Annotated in this window: 13 protein-coding genes and 1 tRNA gene; 5 read left to right on the forward strand and 9 right to left on the reverse strand. The window is 59.7% G+C overall.

All coding sequences use genetic code 11. The features are described 5' to 3' along the window. Window positions 1–119: 119 nt before the first annotated feature. Window positions 120–668, forward strand: coding sequence for a polyhydroxyalkanoate synthesis repressor PhaR (phaR, locus tag NPS56_RS25970; RefSeq protein WP_337994697.1), 549 nt, complete (start codon window positions 120–122; stop codon window positions 666–668). A gap of 35 nt (window positions 669–703) precedes the next feature. On the opposite strand, the gene phaP is transcribed toward phaR, so the two are convergent. Continuing rightward, a complete protein-coding gene (phaP, locus tag NPS56_RS25975; RefSeq protein WP_274077282.1) occupies window positions 704–1285 on the reverse strand; it encodes a TIGR01841 family phasin in 582 nt (193 codons plus the stop codon). Between the two features lie 255 nt (window positions 1286–1540). Here phaP and NPS56_RS25980 point away from each other — a divergent pair, with 255 nt between their 5' ends. Beyond that, entirely contained in the window at window positions 1541–3364 is a 1824-nt protein-coding gene (locus tag NPS56_RS25980) for a DUF3141 domain-containing protein (protein WP_274077283.1), read from the forward strand. Here the strand turns inward: NPS56_RS25980 and NPS56_RS25985 are convergent. After that, the gene (locus NPS56_RS25985; protein WP_274077284.1) at window positions 3354–4412 is read right to left on the reverse strand and encodes an AraC family transcriptional regulator; all 1059 of its coding nucleotides are present in this window, start codon (window positions 4410–4412) and stop codon (window positions 3354–3356) included. The two genes, NPS56_RS25980 and NPS56_RS25985, sit on opposite strands and share 11 nt — an antisense overlap. Window positions 4413–4685: 273 nt before the next feature. Between NPS56_RS25985 and phaC the strand changes: the two genes are divergently transcribed. Next, window positions 4686–6389 carry a class I poly(R)-hydroxyalkanoic acid synthase gene (gene phaC / locus NPS56_RS25990; RefSeq protein ID WP_274077285.1) on the forward strand — a complete coding sequence of 568 codons (1704 nt, stop codon included), beginning with the start codon at window positions 4686–4688 and terminating at the stop codon, window positions 6387–6389. Window positions 6390–6407: 18 nt separating this feature from the next. Here phaC and NPS56_RS25995 read toward each other — a convergent pair whose 3' ends face one another. From NPS56_RS25995 to NPS56_RS26005, 3 genes are read right to left on the reverse strand one after another with little or no spacing between them, the layout of a single operon-like run. Then, window positions 6408–7793: an ArnT family glycosyltransferase gene (locus NPS56_RS25995; RefSeq protein WP_274077286.1), complete on the reverse strand. Its 1386-nt coding sequence runs from the start codon at window positions 7791–7793 to the stop codon at window positions 6408–6410. Then, window positions 7790–8752 carry a glycosyltransferase family 2 protein gene (locus NPS56_RS26000; RefSeq protein WP_274077287.1) on the reverse strand — a complete coding sequence of 321 codons (963 nt, stop codon included), beginning with the start codon at window positions 8750–8752 and terminating at the stop codon, window positions 7790–7792. Before NPS56_RS26000 ends, NPS56_RS25995 begins: the two co-directional genes overlap by 4 nt. Then, window positions 8730–9104: a GtrA family protein gene (locus NPS56_RS26005; protein WP_274077288.1), complete on the reverse strand. Its 375-nt coding sequence runs from the start codon at window positions 9102–9104 to the stop codon at window positions 8730–8732. Before NPS56_RS26005 ends, NPS56_RS26000 begins: the two co-directional genes overlap by 23 nt. 104 nt (window positions 9105–9208) lie before the next feature. Here NPS56_RS26005 and NPS56_RS26010 point away from each other — a divergent pair, with 104 nt between their 5' ends. Continuing rightward, complete coding sequence (locus NPS56_RS26010; RefSeq protein ID WP_274077289.1) at window positions 9209–9889, forward strand: response regulator transcription factor; 681 nt, start codon at window positions 9209–9211, stop codon at window positions 9887–9889. Continuing rightward, on the forward strand, window positions 9873–11069 hold the full coding sequence (locus NPS56_RS26015; protein ID WP_274077290.1) for a sensor histidine kinase: 1197 nt from the start codon (window positions 9873–9875) through the stop codon (window positions 11067–11069). The genes NPS56_RS26010 and NPS56_RS26015 overlap by 17 nt, the downstream gene beginning before the upstream one ends. A gap of 43 nt (window positions 11070–11112) precedes the next feature. Here the strand turns inward: NPS56_RS26015 and NPS56_RS26020 are convergent. The 4 genes from NPS56_RS26020 to fdhE form a co-directional block, all read right to left on the reverse strand. Then, window positions 11113–11208 (reverse strand) — tRNA-Sec (locus NPS56_RS26020). A gap of 6 nt (window positions 11209–11214) precedes the next feature. After that, window positions 11215–13122, reverse strand: a complete 1908-nt coding sequence (gene selB, locus NPS56_RS26025) for a selenocysteine-specific translation elongation factor (RefSeq protein WP_274077291.1) — start codon at window positions 13120–13122, stop codon at window positions 11215–11217. Window position 13123: 1 nt separating this feature from the next. Further along, a complete protein-coding gene (selA, locus tag NPS56_RS26030) occupies window positions 13124–14542 on the reverse strand; it encodes an L-seryl-tRNA(Sec) selenium transferase (RefSeq protein ID WP_274077292.1) in 1419 nt (472 codons plus the stop codon). A 45-nt stretch (window positions 14543–14587) separates the two neighbouring features. Continuing rightward, entirely contained in the window at window positions 14588–15514 is a 927-nt protein-coding gene (gene fdhE / locus NPS56_RS26035; protein WP_274077293.1) for a formate dehydrogenase accessory protein FdhE, read from the reverse strand. Window positions 15515–15517: the final 3 nt, after the last annotated feature.

Raw genomic sequence — 15517 nt, forward strand, 5'->3', positions numbered from 1 at the left:
AAAAACTAAGGGCGCCGCGGGGTGTCAGGCTTCCCGCGTCATCGTTGACCTCCATCGCTGGCAAGCCAGCTCCTACAGTGGATCGGGTACATCCGCGGCGGTGGCCATAGTAGGGTAAGATGCCTGCAAACCAGGCTCGCCACGAGACACCCCGCATGACAGACCCCACACCCCGCCTGATCAAGAAGTACCCCAATCGCCGCCTCTACGACACCCACACCAGCAGCCACCTGACCCTGGCGGACATACGCCAGCTGGTCGTCGATAAAGTCGCGTTCCAGGTGGTGGACGCCAAGAGTGGCGAAGACCTGACCCGCAGCATCCTGCTGCAAGTCATCCTGGAAGCCGAAAGCGGCGGTGAGCCGATCTTCACCAGCGACATGCTGATGGGGATCATCCAGTTCTACGGCCCTTACCAGGGCGTACTCGGCAGCTACCTCGACAAAAGCATCCAGACCGTGATCGACATCCAGTCGCAGACGGGCGCGCAGTCGTCCGAAGCCTGGAGTACCTTCATGCACCAGCAGGCGCCGGTGATGCAGGACCTGATGCGCCAGTACGTCGACCAGTCCAAGGCGCTTTACCTGAATACGCAGAACATGTTCGGCCTGTTTGGCGCCAAGCCGACTACCGATGGCAGCGACAAAAAAAATGGCGATGGGGAATAAACCCATCGCCATCGGTGCAGCCTTACTGATTTGACTTACTTGTTACCGTTGGTGGCCTTGTTACTTGCTTGCGGAGCAGCCTTCGCAACAGCGTCCGCAGCGGCGGCGGAGGCGCTGTCAAAATTACCCTGAGCGGCCTCTGTCGCCTGTTTTGCGGTTTTTTGCGCGCTTTCAAACACCGTACCGGCATTCGCCAGGCCCGATTTGAATGCCGCCACCACAGGCTCGGAACCGGCCGGTGCGTTCTTGCTGATCTCTTCTACAAATTCCTGAACCTGCGCAGTACCCGCCTCGACCTGATTCGACGTCAATTGGGCGATGTCCGAATGGGTGCCCACGATCAGAGCCTGCACCTGACGGTTGAACTCGGCCAGGCGTTCGGTCTGTGCGCCCGGCTGGCTGAAAGATGCCTGCAAATCGGCAAAACCCTGGGGATCGCGAACAGCCAGCAGTTTGCGCACACCTTCGAATTGCTCTTCGGTGGATTCACGCAGCGCCTTGAACTGCAACTGGCTCAGCTGCTCAACGCTGGCGAAGACTTTGCCGCTGATCTGCTGCAAAAGATCGAGGTTGGCTTTCTGAACGGTTTGCAGTTTTTCCGGGTTGAAAAAAGACATGCTTGAACTCCTGGTACTGAAAGGCCCGAAGGGACCTGAGGACGCGACAGCGATCCGGCAGTCATCGCGCTGGACTTCATATTGCAGCGCACAAAAAAGTTTGGCAATGCTTATTTTGTGCAGTGCAAAATAAACCTTGCCCACCCCACGCCTGTTAGCGCTAGACTCCTCAACTCAGACGGCCGAGTACCAAAGCCCGCTTAATCGACGAGCCTGGCAACGACCGTTCCCCGTGTAAGGCATCAGGAGATCATGATGGGTCAGGAAGAAATTACCGCGCCGCACAATAAACCGTTTTGCACCGTTGCGGGTCCGTTCGACCACCTCAATCATCTGCAGCGCCTCAATGCCCGCAACATCCGCGACGCCATGCACAAACGCCATGCAACGACCTATGCAGCCTCGAGCCTTGGGCAACTCAGGCAACCCAGTGCCGCTGACTGGCAGGAGTACCTCACGGATCTCGGCCAGCGCAGCGTATTGTTCTGGGATACCTTGCGGCAGCGCGGCGACAACTCGCTGGCCCACGAACGCGCCGGGTATCCGTTGCTGTTGAAGTTCGATCATCAGACCCTGGTCGACGGCATGGACCTGCCGCGTCCGGTCAACTACTCGCTGCTGCAGATTCTCCCGGGCCCCGGGCAACCCGTCGACAGCCAGCAGCGGCCAGTCATCATCATCGACCCCCGTGGCGGCCACGGCGCCGGCATTGGTGGATTCAAACAGGATTCGGTCATCGGCGAGAGCCTGCGCGCCGGTCACCCCACCTACTTCATCGCCTTCAGCCATGCCCCTGCACCCGGGCAGACGCTGGCGGACATCGTCAGCGCCCAGGCGCGATTTATCGAAGTGGTCAGTGAGCGCCATCCACGCAGCGCCAAACCCGTGGTGATCGGCAATTGCCAGGCAGGGTGGGCGCTGATGGGCCTGGCGGCGGACCGGCCGGAGTTGCCGGGCCTGATCATCGTCAACGGCGCGCCGTTGTCATACTGGGCTGGCGTCAACGGGCGCAATCCGCTGCGCTACACCGGCGGTCTGCTGGGCGGTGGCTGGATGGCGCGCCTGGGCAGCGACCTGGGCAATGACCGTTTCGATGGCACCTGGCTGGTGAGCAATTTCGAGAACCTCGACCCGGCCAATGCCTGGTGGGGCAAGTATTACCACCTGTTCAGTGAAGTCGACAGCGAAGCGCCCCGGTTTCTCGACTTCGAGCGTTGGTGGGGCAGCCCGACCCTGCTCAATGGCGAGGAGATCGAGATGATCGTCGACGACCTGTTCATCGGCAATCGCTTGTCCGGCGGCCCCGGACGCAAGAGCAACGGGCTCGATCTCAAGCGCATAGAAGTCCCGGTGGTGGTGTTTTGTTCCTATGGTGACAACATCACCTCACCGCAACAGGCCCTCGACTGGATCGCCGACGTCTACCCCAGCGATCTGGCATTACACAGCGCCGGGCGCACTATCGTGTATCTACGCCATGCCACCATCGGTCACCTGGGCATCTTCGTTTCCGGCGAAGTGGCGCGGCGCGAGCACCGTCAGTTGCTGGGCGCAGTCGAGAGCATCAATGCGCTGCCGGCCGGGCTGTATGAAATGCTGATCGATGACGTGCCGCAAGACACGCAAACCCCCTACTCCGTGCGCTTCGGAAGCCGACGCATAACCGACATCCATGGCGACGTTGCGCCGCAGCGCGATGACGATCGCGAATTCGCTCTGGTCGATCGCGCGTCCGCGATCAACAACAGCCTGTATGACGGCTTCGTCCGGCCATGGTTACGTCAGCTGATCAACGAGCCCACTGCCCAACTGTTGCGCAAGGCCCATCCCTTCCAGCAACAGCAGGTACTGTGGAGCAGCGCCAACCCGGCGCTGTGGTGGCTGGCCGCTAGCGCCGCGCAGGTGCGCCATGATCGTCAGCCCGCCAGCCCGGACAATCCGTTGCTGGCCTGGCAGGCGTTGTTTTCCAAGCAGGTCCACGATGCCATGGACGGCTACCGCGATGTGCGCGATGCGGCTCAGGAACTGTGTTTCTATGGTGTGTATGGCGTGCTCGGCAGCCTGCAGCTCAAGCATTGACGAGCACTACCTCAGGGTGAGAGGTGAGCGGCACAGCACATGACTCATCGGCGCGATACTGGCCGGGGGTCATGCCAAACCAGCGGCTGCACGCCTTGTTGAAACTGCTGTGGTCATGAAAACCAAGGAGATACGCGACATTCTTCATGTTGAAGTGAGAATGGCGCAGGTAGAAGTCGGCCAACTCTCGTCGTACCAGGTTCTGCACGTCCTTGAATTGCGTGCCGTCCTTTTCCAGTGCGCGTTGCAGCGTTCGTTTGCTGATGTTCATGGCGCCGGCGATCGACTCCATGTCGCATTGCCCCTGGCCATGACTCAAGCGCTCGGTGATCAGTGCGCGGAGCCTGCCGACGATGGAAGAACCGGACAACAGGTCCAGCTGCGCCTCGGCAAAGCTGTCATGCAGCACCGCCAGCGCCTCGTTGGCCATGCTCAGTGGCCGCAGGATCTCCTGGCCGTCGAACAGGATGCTGTCGTAGGCCGAGCCGAATTGCAGGTCGCAACCGAACAGGCGTCGATGCTCCGAGGTGTCCGCAGGTTCCGGATAGCTGAATTCCACACTCAAGGGTTGCGGCAGCTTGCCGTCTCCCAGCCAACGGCAAAAACCCAGCAGGGACGCCAACCCCGCATCAACATACTGGCGTGGCTTGATCGAGCCCGGTTGTTGGTGATCAAGCGAGGCCAGGCGGAAATGCTCCTGTTCCGGGACGAAAAAAAGGCTGAAGCCGGTGCCGATCAACGGACTGAAGCGCACCAGGCGTTCAAGTGCCAGTTTAAGGTTGAGGCTCGACATCATCGTGTAGCCGACGATCTGAAAGGTACCGGGATGGAAATGCCCATAGGCCTTGAGGCCGATGTCCGGATCCCCTGCGGCTTGCGCGGCCAGTTGCCACAGGCGATAGAGCACCCTTCTCTCGCACCGCGCCCCGGGCGTGTGGGCGAGTTCCAGGTCCAACCCGGCTTCCCGGCACAGGCTGGCGACATCCAGCCCCTCGGCCGAGAGCGTAGTGACCAGTACGTTAGCGTAGCCTGAACTCATTCTGAACATGGCGTCCTCGATGACGACTGAAAGCGGACATCCTGCCCGGAGCACGACTGATTGCGGCTTGGTGAATACTGAGTGTCCGCTCATTTTGAAGTATTGATACAGGTTTGGTTTATCGGTGTTTTGCGCTGCATCCGACCGGTGACCGGGCGTGGCACCGTTGGACACCGAACAGTCACCCCGCAACACTTCCGCAACGCCCGCCAATGCCCGACACTCCGCTTCTTGCAGCGCAAAACAATACTGCCCGTTCTTCCTCTGCGGGCAAGGAGCTCCATGGACAACAACACGCAAAACTTCAACACTTTCTGGTCTGGCCAGGTCCCGTTCGTCGCCTCCTTTGCAGTGCAACAATTACGCCTCTGGGTCAGCAGCAATCCCTGGTTTACCGGGCAGCCGTACAACGACTGGTTCGACTTGCCCCGGGGAACCCTGGACAGCCTTCAGTCCGACTATCAAGCGCAATGGGCCGGACTCGGCCAGCAGCTGCTGACCGGACAGCCGTTCACCTTCGATGATCGACGTTTCGCCAGCGGCAACTGGAGCACTCCACTGTTTGGCTCCCTCGCCGCGTTCTACCTGCTCAACGCCGGGTTTTTGCTCAAACTGCTCGACCAGTTGCCGATCAAGGACAAAAAACCGCGCCAGCGCCTGCTGTATCTGGTGGAGCAAGCCATTGCCGCCGGCGCGCCCAGCAACTTTCTGGCGAGCAATCCCGATGCCCTGCAGCGCGTCGTCGATACCCGCGGAGGCAGCCTGCTCACGGGCCTGTTGCACCTGGCGAGCGACCTGCAGGAAGGCAAGATGCGCCAGTGCGACAGCGGTGCCTTCAAGGTCGGTGAAGACCTGGCCAACACCCCTGGAGAAGTCGTATTCGAAAATGAACTGTTCCAGCTGATCCAGTACCACCCGCAAACCGAAACCCAGTATCAACGCCCTGTTTTCATCGTGCCGCCGTCCATCAACAAGTACTACATCCTCGACCTTCGCCCGGACAACTCGATGGTGCGCCATCTGTTGCAGCAAGGTCATCCGGTGTTCCTGATGTCGTGGCGCAACTTCGACCAGGCCCACGCCGGCACCACCTGGGATGACCTGATCGAGAACGGCATCATCAAAGGCCTGCAGGTGACCCGCGAAATCAGCGGCCAGCAGCGCCTCAACTGCGTGGGGTTCTGCATCGGCGGCACCCTGCTGAGTACGGCGCTGGCGGTCCTGGCGGCACGTGGCGACAAGGCCATCGCCAGCGTGAGCCTGTTGACCACCTTCCTCGATTACCTCGACACCGGTCCCATCGACATCTTCGTCGACGAACAACTGGTGGCCCACCGCGAACGCACCATCGGCGGAATCGACGGCCCCATCGGCCTGTTCAAGGGCGAGGACATGGGCAACACCTTCTCACTGCTGCGCCCCAACGATCTGTGGTGGAACTACAACGTCGACAAGTACCTCAAGGGCCAGAAACCGAACGCGCTGGACCTGCTGTTCTGGAACAACGACAGCACCAACCTGCCGGGGCCGATGTACTGCTGGTACCTGCGCCACACCTATTTGCAGAACGACCTGAAATCCGGCGAACTGGACTGCTGCGGGGTGAAGCTGGACCTGCGCGCGATCGATGCGCCGGCCTACATCCTCGCCACCCATGACGACCACATCGTGCCCTGGAAGAGCGCTTATGCCAGCACCGGGTTGCTCAGCGGCAGCAAACGCTTCGTTCTCGGTGCATCGGGGCATATCGCCGGGGTGATCAACCCACCCGCCAGGGAAAAGCGCCACTACTGGACCAACGACCACCTGACGCAAGACCCGGACACCTGGTTCAACAATGCCGAGCAGCATTCCGGTAGCTGGTGGAATGACTGGTTCACCTGGCTGGCCGAGCATGCCGGAGAACGCGAAGCATCGGTACCGAGCGCCGGCAATGCGCAATACCCGGCGCTGGAACCGGCACCGGGGCGGTATGTGATGCAATGAGCAGCGAGCGACCTGATCCTACAGACCACACCTGAGCAGCAGGCTCTCATTCGCCTGCCCCAATTCCTCACAACCGAGCTCTTGCAACAATCCCTCGGACAGGTTGCGCAAGCGCAAGGAGAGGTAAAACCTGCCATCGCCAGGCAACGCGTCGATACTTTCAACGCGCCTGGCAGCACCGGCACTGTAGAATTCTGCCGAGTAGGATCTTCTGTCCAGGTAGAACAACTCTCCGGGCGCATCCGCACTGTGCTCGTTCCACAGGCTGACGATCTCCCGCTGGTTCTGCGGCCTTTCACTCAGCGATCCTTGCAGCACCAGGGCGCCACCCGTTATTGGCAGGCAAGCTGACAACAGGTAGAGGATGGTCTGGCGTTTGTACATTGCAATGCTCTCGGCCAACAAGATGGCCCAGGCAGGTAATGCAGGCAACACATAGGTCCAGAGGATATTGCCCGCCAAGGTAAAAAACAGCGGGGTTGCCAGCGCCCATCCCCAAAGGAAGGTGTAGAAATCAGGGTTCCAGCCATAGCGATTGCGCGCCTTGTGCAGCATCCACAGGCAGAGCGTCCATGGAAACAGACTACCGATCAGATATATCCAGATCGTCCCTAAAGTTTCTGCATGGGCACTGCCATAAAGGTCACCCTGCCATTTCGAAATGACGTATCGACTCCAGTGCTCCCCAACAAAGAAGTAATTCAAGAATCCCGGGGTCTTGTTTTCAGCCAGGTAATACCAAGGCACAGACACCGCGGCCAGCAGAATCAAGCCAGACAACCAGGGTAGATGAAGAAAACGTTTCCAGTTCCGCGTCGAGGCCGCCCACACCATTGCCAGCATACCCACCAGAACAATGGATAAGGGGCCTTTGGCCAACATGCCCAAACCCAGGCCTATAAACCCGATTCTGGCCCAGGTCAGGTCATGATAAGTAACCCCTCTCCACAAGCCATACGCAGAAATCACCATGGCGAAACTCAGCGCAGGGTCAGTCAGGACAACCCCACTCGCTATAAAGCCGAGCGCGCAGCTGGAATAGATGATCGAAGCGATCAAACCTGTCCTCAGGTCGCGCTCTTCGCGACAGAACTTCATGATCACCGCACAGGTTGCGACGTGAATGAGCCAGGCAGGAAAACGGCTGGCAAACTCACCCACGCCCAGAATTTTCATGCTCAGCGCCTGGGTCCAGAACGACAGGGGTGGCTTACCCCAGAACGGAACGCCATGATCAAACATCGGGGTGATCCAGTCATCGAGGGTCACCATCTTGCGAGCGACCTCCGCATAACGCGCCTCCGACGTATCCATCAACGGGTAAAACGCCAATCCCGCCAGCCTGGCCAGACAGATGGCAACCAGGATCAACCATAACAAGCGGTTCTGATCAACCTGAGTCATGCCGACCGCTCCCGCAGGGCACTATCCGCAATCCGGGAAGTCGACTTTCTCAGAAAATAATGCGGCCTGCCCTTTGCCTCCACTTTCAGAATCCCGACATACTCCCCGACCAAGGCGATACCGCAAGTCATCAATGCCAGTACAACAAGGATGAAGTTCTCATAACCCACATTGCCCGTTATCAAGGCACCGACAAAAGCGATAACGGACATCGTCATGACCAGGGCGGCGCAATAGCTGAACCAGCGCAGCGGGCTGTGTGAAAATGAAAGTGAAGAGTCGATGGCCAGACCCAGGAGGTTTGGCATATTCCATTTGGTCTTTCCCGCCTCCCGACCCTCGCGATCATATTGCAAACAAATACTCTTGAACCCAATCCACCCGGCCAGCCCTTTCAGAACCCGAGACCTTTCCTTCAGTTCGATGAGCGCTGCCAGCGGCGCGCTGCCTAACAGCCGGAAATCGCTGACTTGCGAGGGGAAAGAGAAATCCTTCACCAATACACGCATGATCCGATAGTAGGCAGTAGCGGTTGTTCGTTTCAGCCAGGAATCACTGTCACGCTTTCTGCGCTGCATATTGACAACGTCGTAACCCGCCACCCAATGCACGATCATTGAAGGGATCAACTCTGGAGGATCCTGGAGATCCGCATCGATGAAGATAATGGCACGAGCGTTTGCGTGTTCCATTCCCGCCCACATGGCGGCCTCCTTGCCAAAATTTCGACTCAGGTGTAAACAACGCACATCCGGTTCGCGCGCAAACTCATCAAGCAGATCAGAGGTGTTATCCGCACTGCCATCATTTACATAAAGCAATCCGATTCGCATGTTTAATTCACGCACTACATCAGTGATTCGCCGATGAAATATCGGCAATACATCTTCCTCTTCAAAACAAGGAATAATTACCGTCAAGTCATAACAAGGCGGGCTACTTGAGTCTGGTTGCTGCATATTTGAATATCCAATTGTTAGAAATTGTAAAATTTACGATCATTACCAGCAGAGAAGACAGTATCTGGGCGGGTAATGCACCTGCCCCCAGCCTCAAAATCACGGCCATGAACAGTGCATTGAAGGCAACACTCAATACACACAAAGCCGCGTAGTTGACGGGTCGTGCTGCTCTGTTGCGAAAGACCCAGGCCTTGAGGATCCAGTAGTTAACGACAGCGCCCGCTATCGCGCCGATGGTGCTACTGAGCAACACGCCGAAAACTGGCGCTAGAAGGAGCAAGAGCGCAAAATGCACTGTTGTCGCAGTCAAACCGGATATCAGGTAACGGGGAAACAGTAATGTATTCATGCAGTCAACATTACACGGCCCCGTGTGAACGGATTATCACATTCACAATCGGTTCACACTTTACTCAGTACAATGCCTGACAAGCATTAACGCGAGCATTGTCCATGCATGAAATATTATTGGTTGAAGACGACGTCGCGTTGGCCGGCACACTATGCGACTATCTTTCGGAGTTCGAAATCGATATAGATCATGCCTACGATGGGCGATCCTGCCTGGAATTGTTGAAGTCCAATAATTACGCCGCCATCATTCTGGATGTCACGATGCCGCGACTGAACGGGTTCGACACCTGCAGGCGGATCCGGGAACAAGGCAATACCGTGCCCATCATATTCCTGACGGCCCGCGACACCTTGGCTGACAAGCGGGACGGGTTCGAGGCGGGTGCTGACGACTATCTGGTGAAGCCATTTGAACCTGAAGAACTCAGGCTCAGGATCAACGCATTATTACGCCGGCAACGACCCCGGCCGCTTTCGACTCCGATAATGTGCGGGGACCTTGAGTTGACTGAAGCAACGTTCATGGTCAGTCGTGGAGAGCTGCGGACCCAACTTCCCGATATACAGTTTCGAATATTGAAGATGCTTGTCGAGGCAGCCCCAAGCCCCCTCAGCAGAAGGCAGCTTGAACTCGCTATCTGGCCCGATTCTGATCCACCCGACAGCGATCCACTGCGCACCCACATCTACCGCCTCAGACGGCTACTCGCCAAGCTGAACCTGGATCACTCACTGGTCACCCTCCACGGAAAAGGATACCGGCTTGCGATCCCCCACTAATTCCTTTTTTGTCCGGATCCTCTCCATACTGATCCCCTTTTCTACCCTCGTTGCGATCATTTACAGCGTGTTGATCTGGGCCTCGATCTCGATGACAGAGGACTACATCGTCAAACATTACCTGAAGCGTGAATTTGAGGCGTTTGAGCGCGAGTACGTGCAAGACGCAAGCGCTACACCGTTACCCAATACAAGTTATCTGCAGACGTTCTGGGGTGATAGCCTCGAATTGCCAGACTTTGCCAAACCTCTAAGCGAGGGACTGCACGAAATCGGCGATACGCACGTTCTCATCAAAAAAATGCCGGGCACAGCCAACAAGATCTACATGATACTTGACGAGTCCAAAATGAGTTCCCTGGACAGCTTTGCGCCAACAACAATCAGTCTGCTCTGGGCACTGGCCGGACTCATTATAATAGCGGGCGCAGTGGTTGCGATTGTCATGGCGCGAATCATATCCGCGCCGGTTGTGCAGTTAGCCAAGGATCTGTCCCGGCACCCCCTCAAGACCAAACAGCTCGAAAGCAATCATCGCAAGGATGAAGTAGGTGTTCTAAGCCGAGTAATCAGTGGAGCACTTGAACGCCTGGAAAACACACTGGATAGAGAGCAAGCCTTCACCCGACATGTGAGCCATGAGTTAAGAACTCCGCTGAGCATTATCAGAAACTCCCTGGCTGTCATTAAATTGCCCGGCTGCGACGAGACGAAAAAGGCGCGCAATCTTCAACGCCTGCAGCAGGCATCAAGAGACATGGAAGATTTGATTGAATTGTTCCTTTGTCTAAGCCGCGAGAAGATCGGTCAAAAATGCGCCAACATTAATCTACAACAACTGCTGAATGACGCACTGCTGCGACACCAACCGAAAATCGACTCGATGAGTGTCCAGCTTCAGGTAAAACAGGACCTGATGATCAGCGCCGACCCAATACTGCTGAAAAGCTTGATTCACAACCTCATCAACAACGCCATCCAGCACGGCGGACAGCGCCTGCTGATCGCCGCCAACCAGAACAGCCTGGTTATTTCAAATACACTCACTGAAGTTGAATCAGTTGCGGGATATGGATTCGGCCTGGAAATCGTTTCGAGGATATGCCGATATGCCGGCTGGAGCTTGCACATACGCTCTACCTCGACAGTTTACTCCGCTAAAATAAGCCAACTTGGCTAGCGCAGGATGCTCACCCCCAAAGTTTTGCGCGAGCCAGGGAAACTGGCGGAAGGTAGCCGGAGTCGAACCTGCCCGGGAACGGATGCCGTCCCCAACCGGGTTTGAAGCCCGGCCGCGCCACCGGGCGCGATTACCTTCCAAAAAATCAATGATCCGTGGACCGGGCCAGGGCATTGTCCGGGCGGATGTGGCGCCTTTCGCCAAACCGCCGGGTCAGCCCGAGCCGATCGAAATATTCGAGAATCTGGATGCTGCGCTTGCGCCCCAGTCCCACCGCATCGCGAAACGCCGACACCTGGATCACCGGGTCAGCCTCGGCCAGTTGCATCAGCATAGCCGCCAATCGCCGGATCACCGCATCGGTGTAAAACAGGTCGCGGACCACTTGATGCAGCAGCCCCAGCCGGGCCATCTTGCGCAACAGCAAGCGCACGGTGGCCTCATCATGACCCAGTTCGCGCACCCACGGCGAATTGAACCCGGCGGCGTCGAACCGCGGCTGCAACTGTTGCCAAAGGGCTTCGTCCTCTTCACTCAAACGCACTTGATGACTGGGCAGATGCAGCCATGGCCCGCTGGTGGTGATGACCCCATCGGCCAGTAATTCGTCGAGCAAACTGATGAAGGACGGGCGATCGAGTGCCGTGCCGCTGAATCGACGCAGGCGATCGCGGTCCGGCCCCATCTGGTCCGGCTCCAATTGGTGAAAGCGCGCCAGATGCTCCAACACATCCGCTTTCAAGGCCTGCCAGCGACCGGCGCTGAACAACAGCGGACCCTGCCGGGTTTCGATCAGGCGCACGTCATCCGGCAACACCCAGTTTGCCCGCGGATGGTTGAACTGGCGTTCCAGGCGTTGCAGGTCAAGCCCGCTGTCACTGTTGGCCAGCAGTGTCGGCATGACGGCTTCCAGGCCAGTGCTCGCCCGCAACGCCTGTAGCTGCGCCAGTCGCTCGGGACTGCGCCGGTGTCGGCTCGGTGCGAACGGATCGAGCACGCGACCGCCGCCCAGGGTCCGTTGCGCGCTCTGGTCACGCAGGATCAGCGGATCGCCCTTCACGGCCTGCACCGGCGCATTGAGCAGGATCTGCGCGAACATCCGCTCACCCGGCGCCAGGCTGGAGCCCTCCAGCAGGGCCACGCGCCCGGTCACGTCTTGAGTGCCGATATGCACATGCACCGGTTGAAAATGCTCGAAGGCGCGAGGCTCCCCGGGCAACAACCGCAGGTCGATATCCAGGCGCTGGGTCGGTGCGTACAGCCACTGCGTCGACAGCCACTGGCCGCGATGAATCTGCTCCAGCGCCAGGCGATCCGCGCTCAGGTTCAAGGCAACGCGCTGTCCTGCGGTCGCACGTTCGGCGGCTTGATTCTGCGCATGCAGGCCACGCACCCGCACGGGTTTGCCGAGGGGACCGAGCAACAGCGTATCGCCCACCGCCACCTCGCCGGACAGCGCCGTGCCGGTGACCACGATCCCGGCGCCTGCGACGCTGAATGCCCGATCGATCGCCAGGCGAAAGCCACCAGCGAGGCTGCGTTGCCGCACTTCACGCTGGGCATCGAGCAACGCCTGGCGCAGGGTGTCGATGCCCTGCCCGGTCACGCTCGACAGCGTGATCAACGGGGCAATGGCATAGGGCCCGGGCGCCAACAAGGATTGGATTTGCTCGCGCACCTCTTGCACCCGGGAGGATTCGACCCGGTCGCATTTGCTGATCGCCACGAGTGCGCGGGGAATGCCCAACAGTTCGACGATGGCCAGGTGTTCCCGGGTCTGCGGCATCACGCCGTCGTCGGCGGCTACCACCAGCAACACCAGGTCGATGCCCTGTGCGCCGGCGAGCATGTTGTGGGTGAAGCGTTCATGCCCGGGTACGTCGATAAAACCGGTGAGGGCCGCGCCCGGCTCGAGGGCGGCGTAAAGGTAGCCGAGGTCGATGGTCATGCCGCGTTCGCGCTCTTCGCGGCGTCGATCACCGGCCTGCCCGGTCAGTGCCTCGAGCAATGCGGTCTTGCCATGGTCGATGTGCCCGGCAGTGCCGACGATCATCTCAGGTCACCTGCAATTGATCGAGTTGCGCCAGCCAGGCCGGTTCGTCGTCCAGTTGCCGCAGGTCCAGCCACAAGGCATCGTCGTCGATGCGCCCGAGCACCGGGATCGGCAAGGCGCGCAGCGCTTCTTCGAGCCCAAGCAGGCTTCGCCCGCGCAGACGTTTGGAGGTAAGCGGTCGCAGGCACAGCGCGGCACTGGGCAAGCGCGCCACCGGTTGGCTGCCGCTGCCGATCATGCCCAGCGCCGGCACTGCGCTGACACTCCAATGAGCGCCCAACACCCGTGCCAATGACGGCTGCAGACGTTCAGCCTGAACGAGGATGTCGGCCTGCGCACGCGTCAGCAGGCGCAGGCTCGGCAGGCGCTCAGCCAATCGATCAGGGTTGCGGTACAGCCCCAACACCGCTTCGAGCGCTGCCAGAGTCAGCTTATCGACCCGCAACGCACGTTTGAGCGGGTTTTTCTTGATCCGCGTGATCAACGCCTTGCGCCCGACAATCAACCCGGCTTGCGGGCCACCGAGCAACTTGTCGCCGCTGAAGGTGACGATGTCCGCGCCATCGAGCAGGGCCTGGCGCACCGTCGGTTCGGCCGGCAAGCCCCAACGGGTCAGGTCCAGCAGACTGCCGCTGCCGAGGTCTTCGAGCAGCGGCAAGCCATGTTGGTGCGCCAGTTGCGCCAGCTCGGCGGTCGGCACCCGGGTGGTGAAACCCTCGATGCTGTAGTTGCTCGCATGCACCCGCATGATCAAGCCGCTGCGCGGGCCGATGGCGGCTTCGTAGTCACGGGCGTGGGTGCGGTTGGTGGTGCCGACCTCGACCAGTTTCACTCCGGCCCGCGCCATGATGTCGGGGATGCGAAAGGCGCCGCCGATTTCGATCAGTTCGCCCCGGGAGATGATTCCTTCCTTGCGAACGCCCAGGCTGTTGAGGGTCAGCAGCACCGCGGCGGCATTGTTGTTGACCACGGTCACCGCTTCGGCGCCGGTCAGCTCGCGGATCAGGCCCTCGATCAGGTCGTCGCGGTCGCCGCGCTTGCCGCTGTCCAGGTCGAATTCCAGGTTCAACGGATAGCGCGCGGCCATTCGCACGGCGTCGATGGCTTCCTCCGGCAACAAGGCGCGGCCCAGGTTGGTGTGCAGGACCGTGCCGGTGAGGTTGAACACCCGGCGCACGTGGCTGCGGTGCTGGCTGGCCAGACGCTCGCCCGCCCTGCCCGCCAGCACGTGCGGGGTAAGTTCGACCTCGTTGAGAAGTCCTGCCAGGACCGGTTCGCGCAAGTCATCGAGCAACTGGCGCAGGCTGGCGAGCAAGGCGTCGCGCCCATAACGTTCGGCCAGCGGCTGGCAGGCCGGATGGCGTAGCAGGCTGTCGATCGAAGGCAGTCGCAAGGCTTGGCTGGCAGATCGGGCTGACATCAGGCGCTCCGGCAAAGGTTGACCGCCTGAGTGTAGACGCTCGCTTCAGTCGCCCCCGGGGGCCAGCAACAGATTGGGCGCAGGACGCACAAAGCCCTCCTGCTCCAGGCGCATGTCGAGGATCAGGCTGCTCAGGTCGGCGGACAAGGCTTCGGCTTCGGCGTCGCATTCGAGATAAAGCTGCTTGAGATAACTGTGGCAACCAGGGCAGGTTTCCGCGCGCAGCGGCGCCTTGTCCGCGGCGTGGCGGTCGCTGTCGAGGCTCACGTATTGCAAGCCTTTGCTCTGCTCGCAATACACGCACTTGACCCGCACCACATGCCATTCGCAGGCACACAGCGAGCACACCAGGTAGCGCAAGCCGTTGTATTTGCCGCGATGGCGGATCACCCCGGCCATGGCCGGTGAACCGCAAGCCGGGCATTGGTTGAGGCTGTTGCCGGGTTTCAACGTGAGGTCCTTTGTGCTCAGCAACCAATGGCTCCAGGCAACTTGCAAGGCCGCCCCCAGAAATGGCACCAGCGCCGCCGGCAGCAAGGCGAACTGCCCGCTGACCAGGGCAATGGCCCACGCCTTGAGTTGCCCGACGCTGGCCTCACGCAAGGTCGCCACGGCGTTTTCCACCGCCGGCTGTGGCGGTGGCTGATAGTGCTGCAACAGCCCCTGCAGATACGCCAGCCACGCGTCCTCGCGCACCAGGCTGTCGGCGGCAAACGGCGGCAGGCCATGCTCCAGGCACAGGCGGATGCGTTGCGGGTCCGGCACTGCCGCCGCGGGTGGATCGTCCATCAGCTGCTGCTGTACGTTGCACAACCCCGCAACCAGGCGCAGGTAATCGGCCAGCGGATGCCCTTCGGCAAGGCGCTCCAGGCGCAGCGCGCGCAAGGCGAACAGGTTTTGCGGTGGAAGGTGCAGAAACGGCGGCGATGTCGCCGCCGCTTCGATCTGTCCCGGCTCCAGGATGGTGGCCAAATC

Source organism: Pseudomonas putida (assembly GCF_028682635.1).
Lineage (GTDB): Bacteria > Pseudomonadota > Gammaproteobacteria > Pseudomonadales > Pseudomonadaceae > Aquipseudomonas > Aquipseudomonas putida_AE.

Bases quoted from the DNA above. Each gene is read 5' to 3' on its own strand.
- NPS56_RS26000 (WP_274077287.1), bottom strand. From the start codon at position 8,752: ATGCAGCAACCAGACTCAAGTAGCCCGCCTTGTTATGACTTGACGGTA.
- phaP (WP_274077282.1), bottom strand. From the start codon at position 1,285: ATGTCTTTTTTCAACCCGGAAAAACTGCAAACCGTTCAGAAAGCCAAC.
- NPS56_RS25985 (WP_274077284.1), bottom strand. From the start codon at position 4,412: ATGTTCAGAATGAGTTCAGGCTACGCTAACGTACTGGTCACTACGCTC.
- phaR (WP_337994697.1), top strand. From the start codon at position 120: ATGCCTGCAAACCAGGCTCGCCACGAGACACCCCGCATGACAGACCCC.
- selB (WP_274077291.1), bottom strand. From the start codon at position 13,122: ATGATCGTCGGCACTGCCGGGCACATCGACCATGGCAAGACCGCATTG.
- NPS56_RS26010 (WP_274077289.1), top strand. From the start codon at position 9,209: ATGCATGAAATATTATTGGTTGAAGACGACGTCGCGTTGGCCGGCACA.
- NPS56_RS25980 (WP_274077283.1), top strand. From the start codon at position 1,541: ATGGGTCAGGAAGAAATTACCGCGCCGCACAATAAACCGTTTTGCACC.
- NPS56_RS25995 (WP_274077286.1), bottom strand. From the start codon at position 7,793: ATGACTCAGGTTGATCAGAACCGCTTGTTATGGTTGATCCTGGTTGCC.
- NPS56_RS26005 (WP_274077288.1), bottom strand. From the start codon at position 9,104: ATGAATACATTACTGTTTCCCCGTTACCTGATATCCGGTTTGACTGCG.
- selA (WP_274077292.1), bottom strand. From the start codon at position 14,542: ATGTCAGCCCGATCTGCCAGCCAAGCCTTGCGACTGCCTTCGATCGAC.
- phaC (WP_274077285.1), top strand. From the start codon at position 4,686: ATGGACAACAACACGCAAAACTTCAACACTTTCTGGTCTGGCCAGGTC.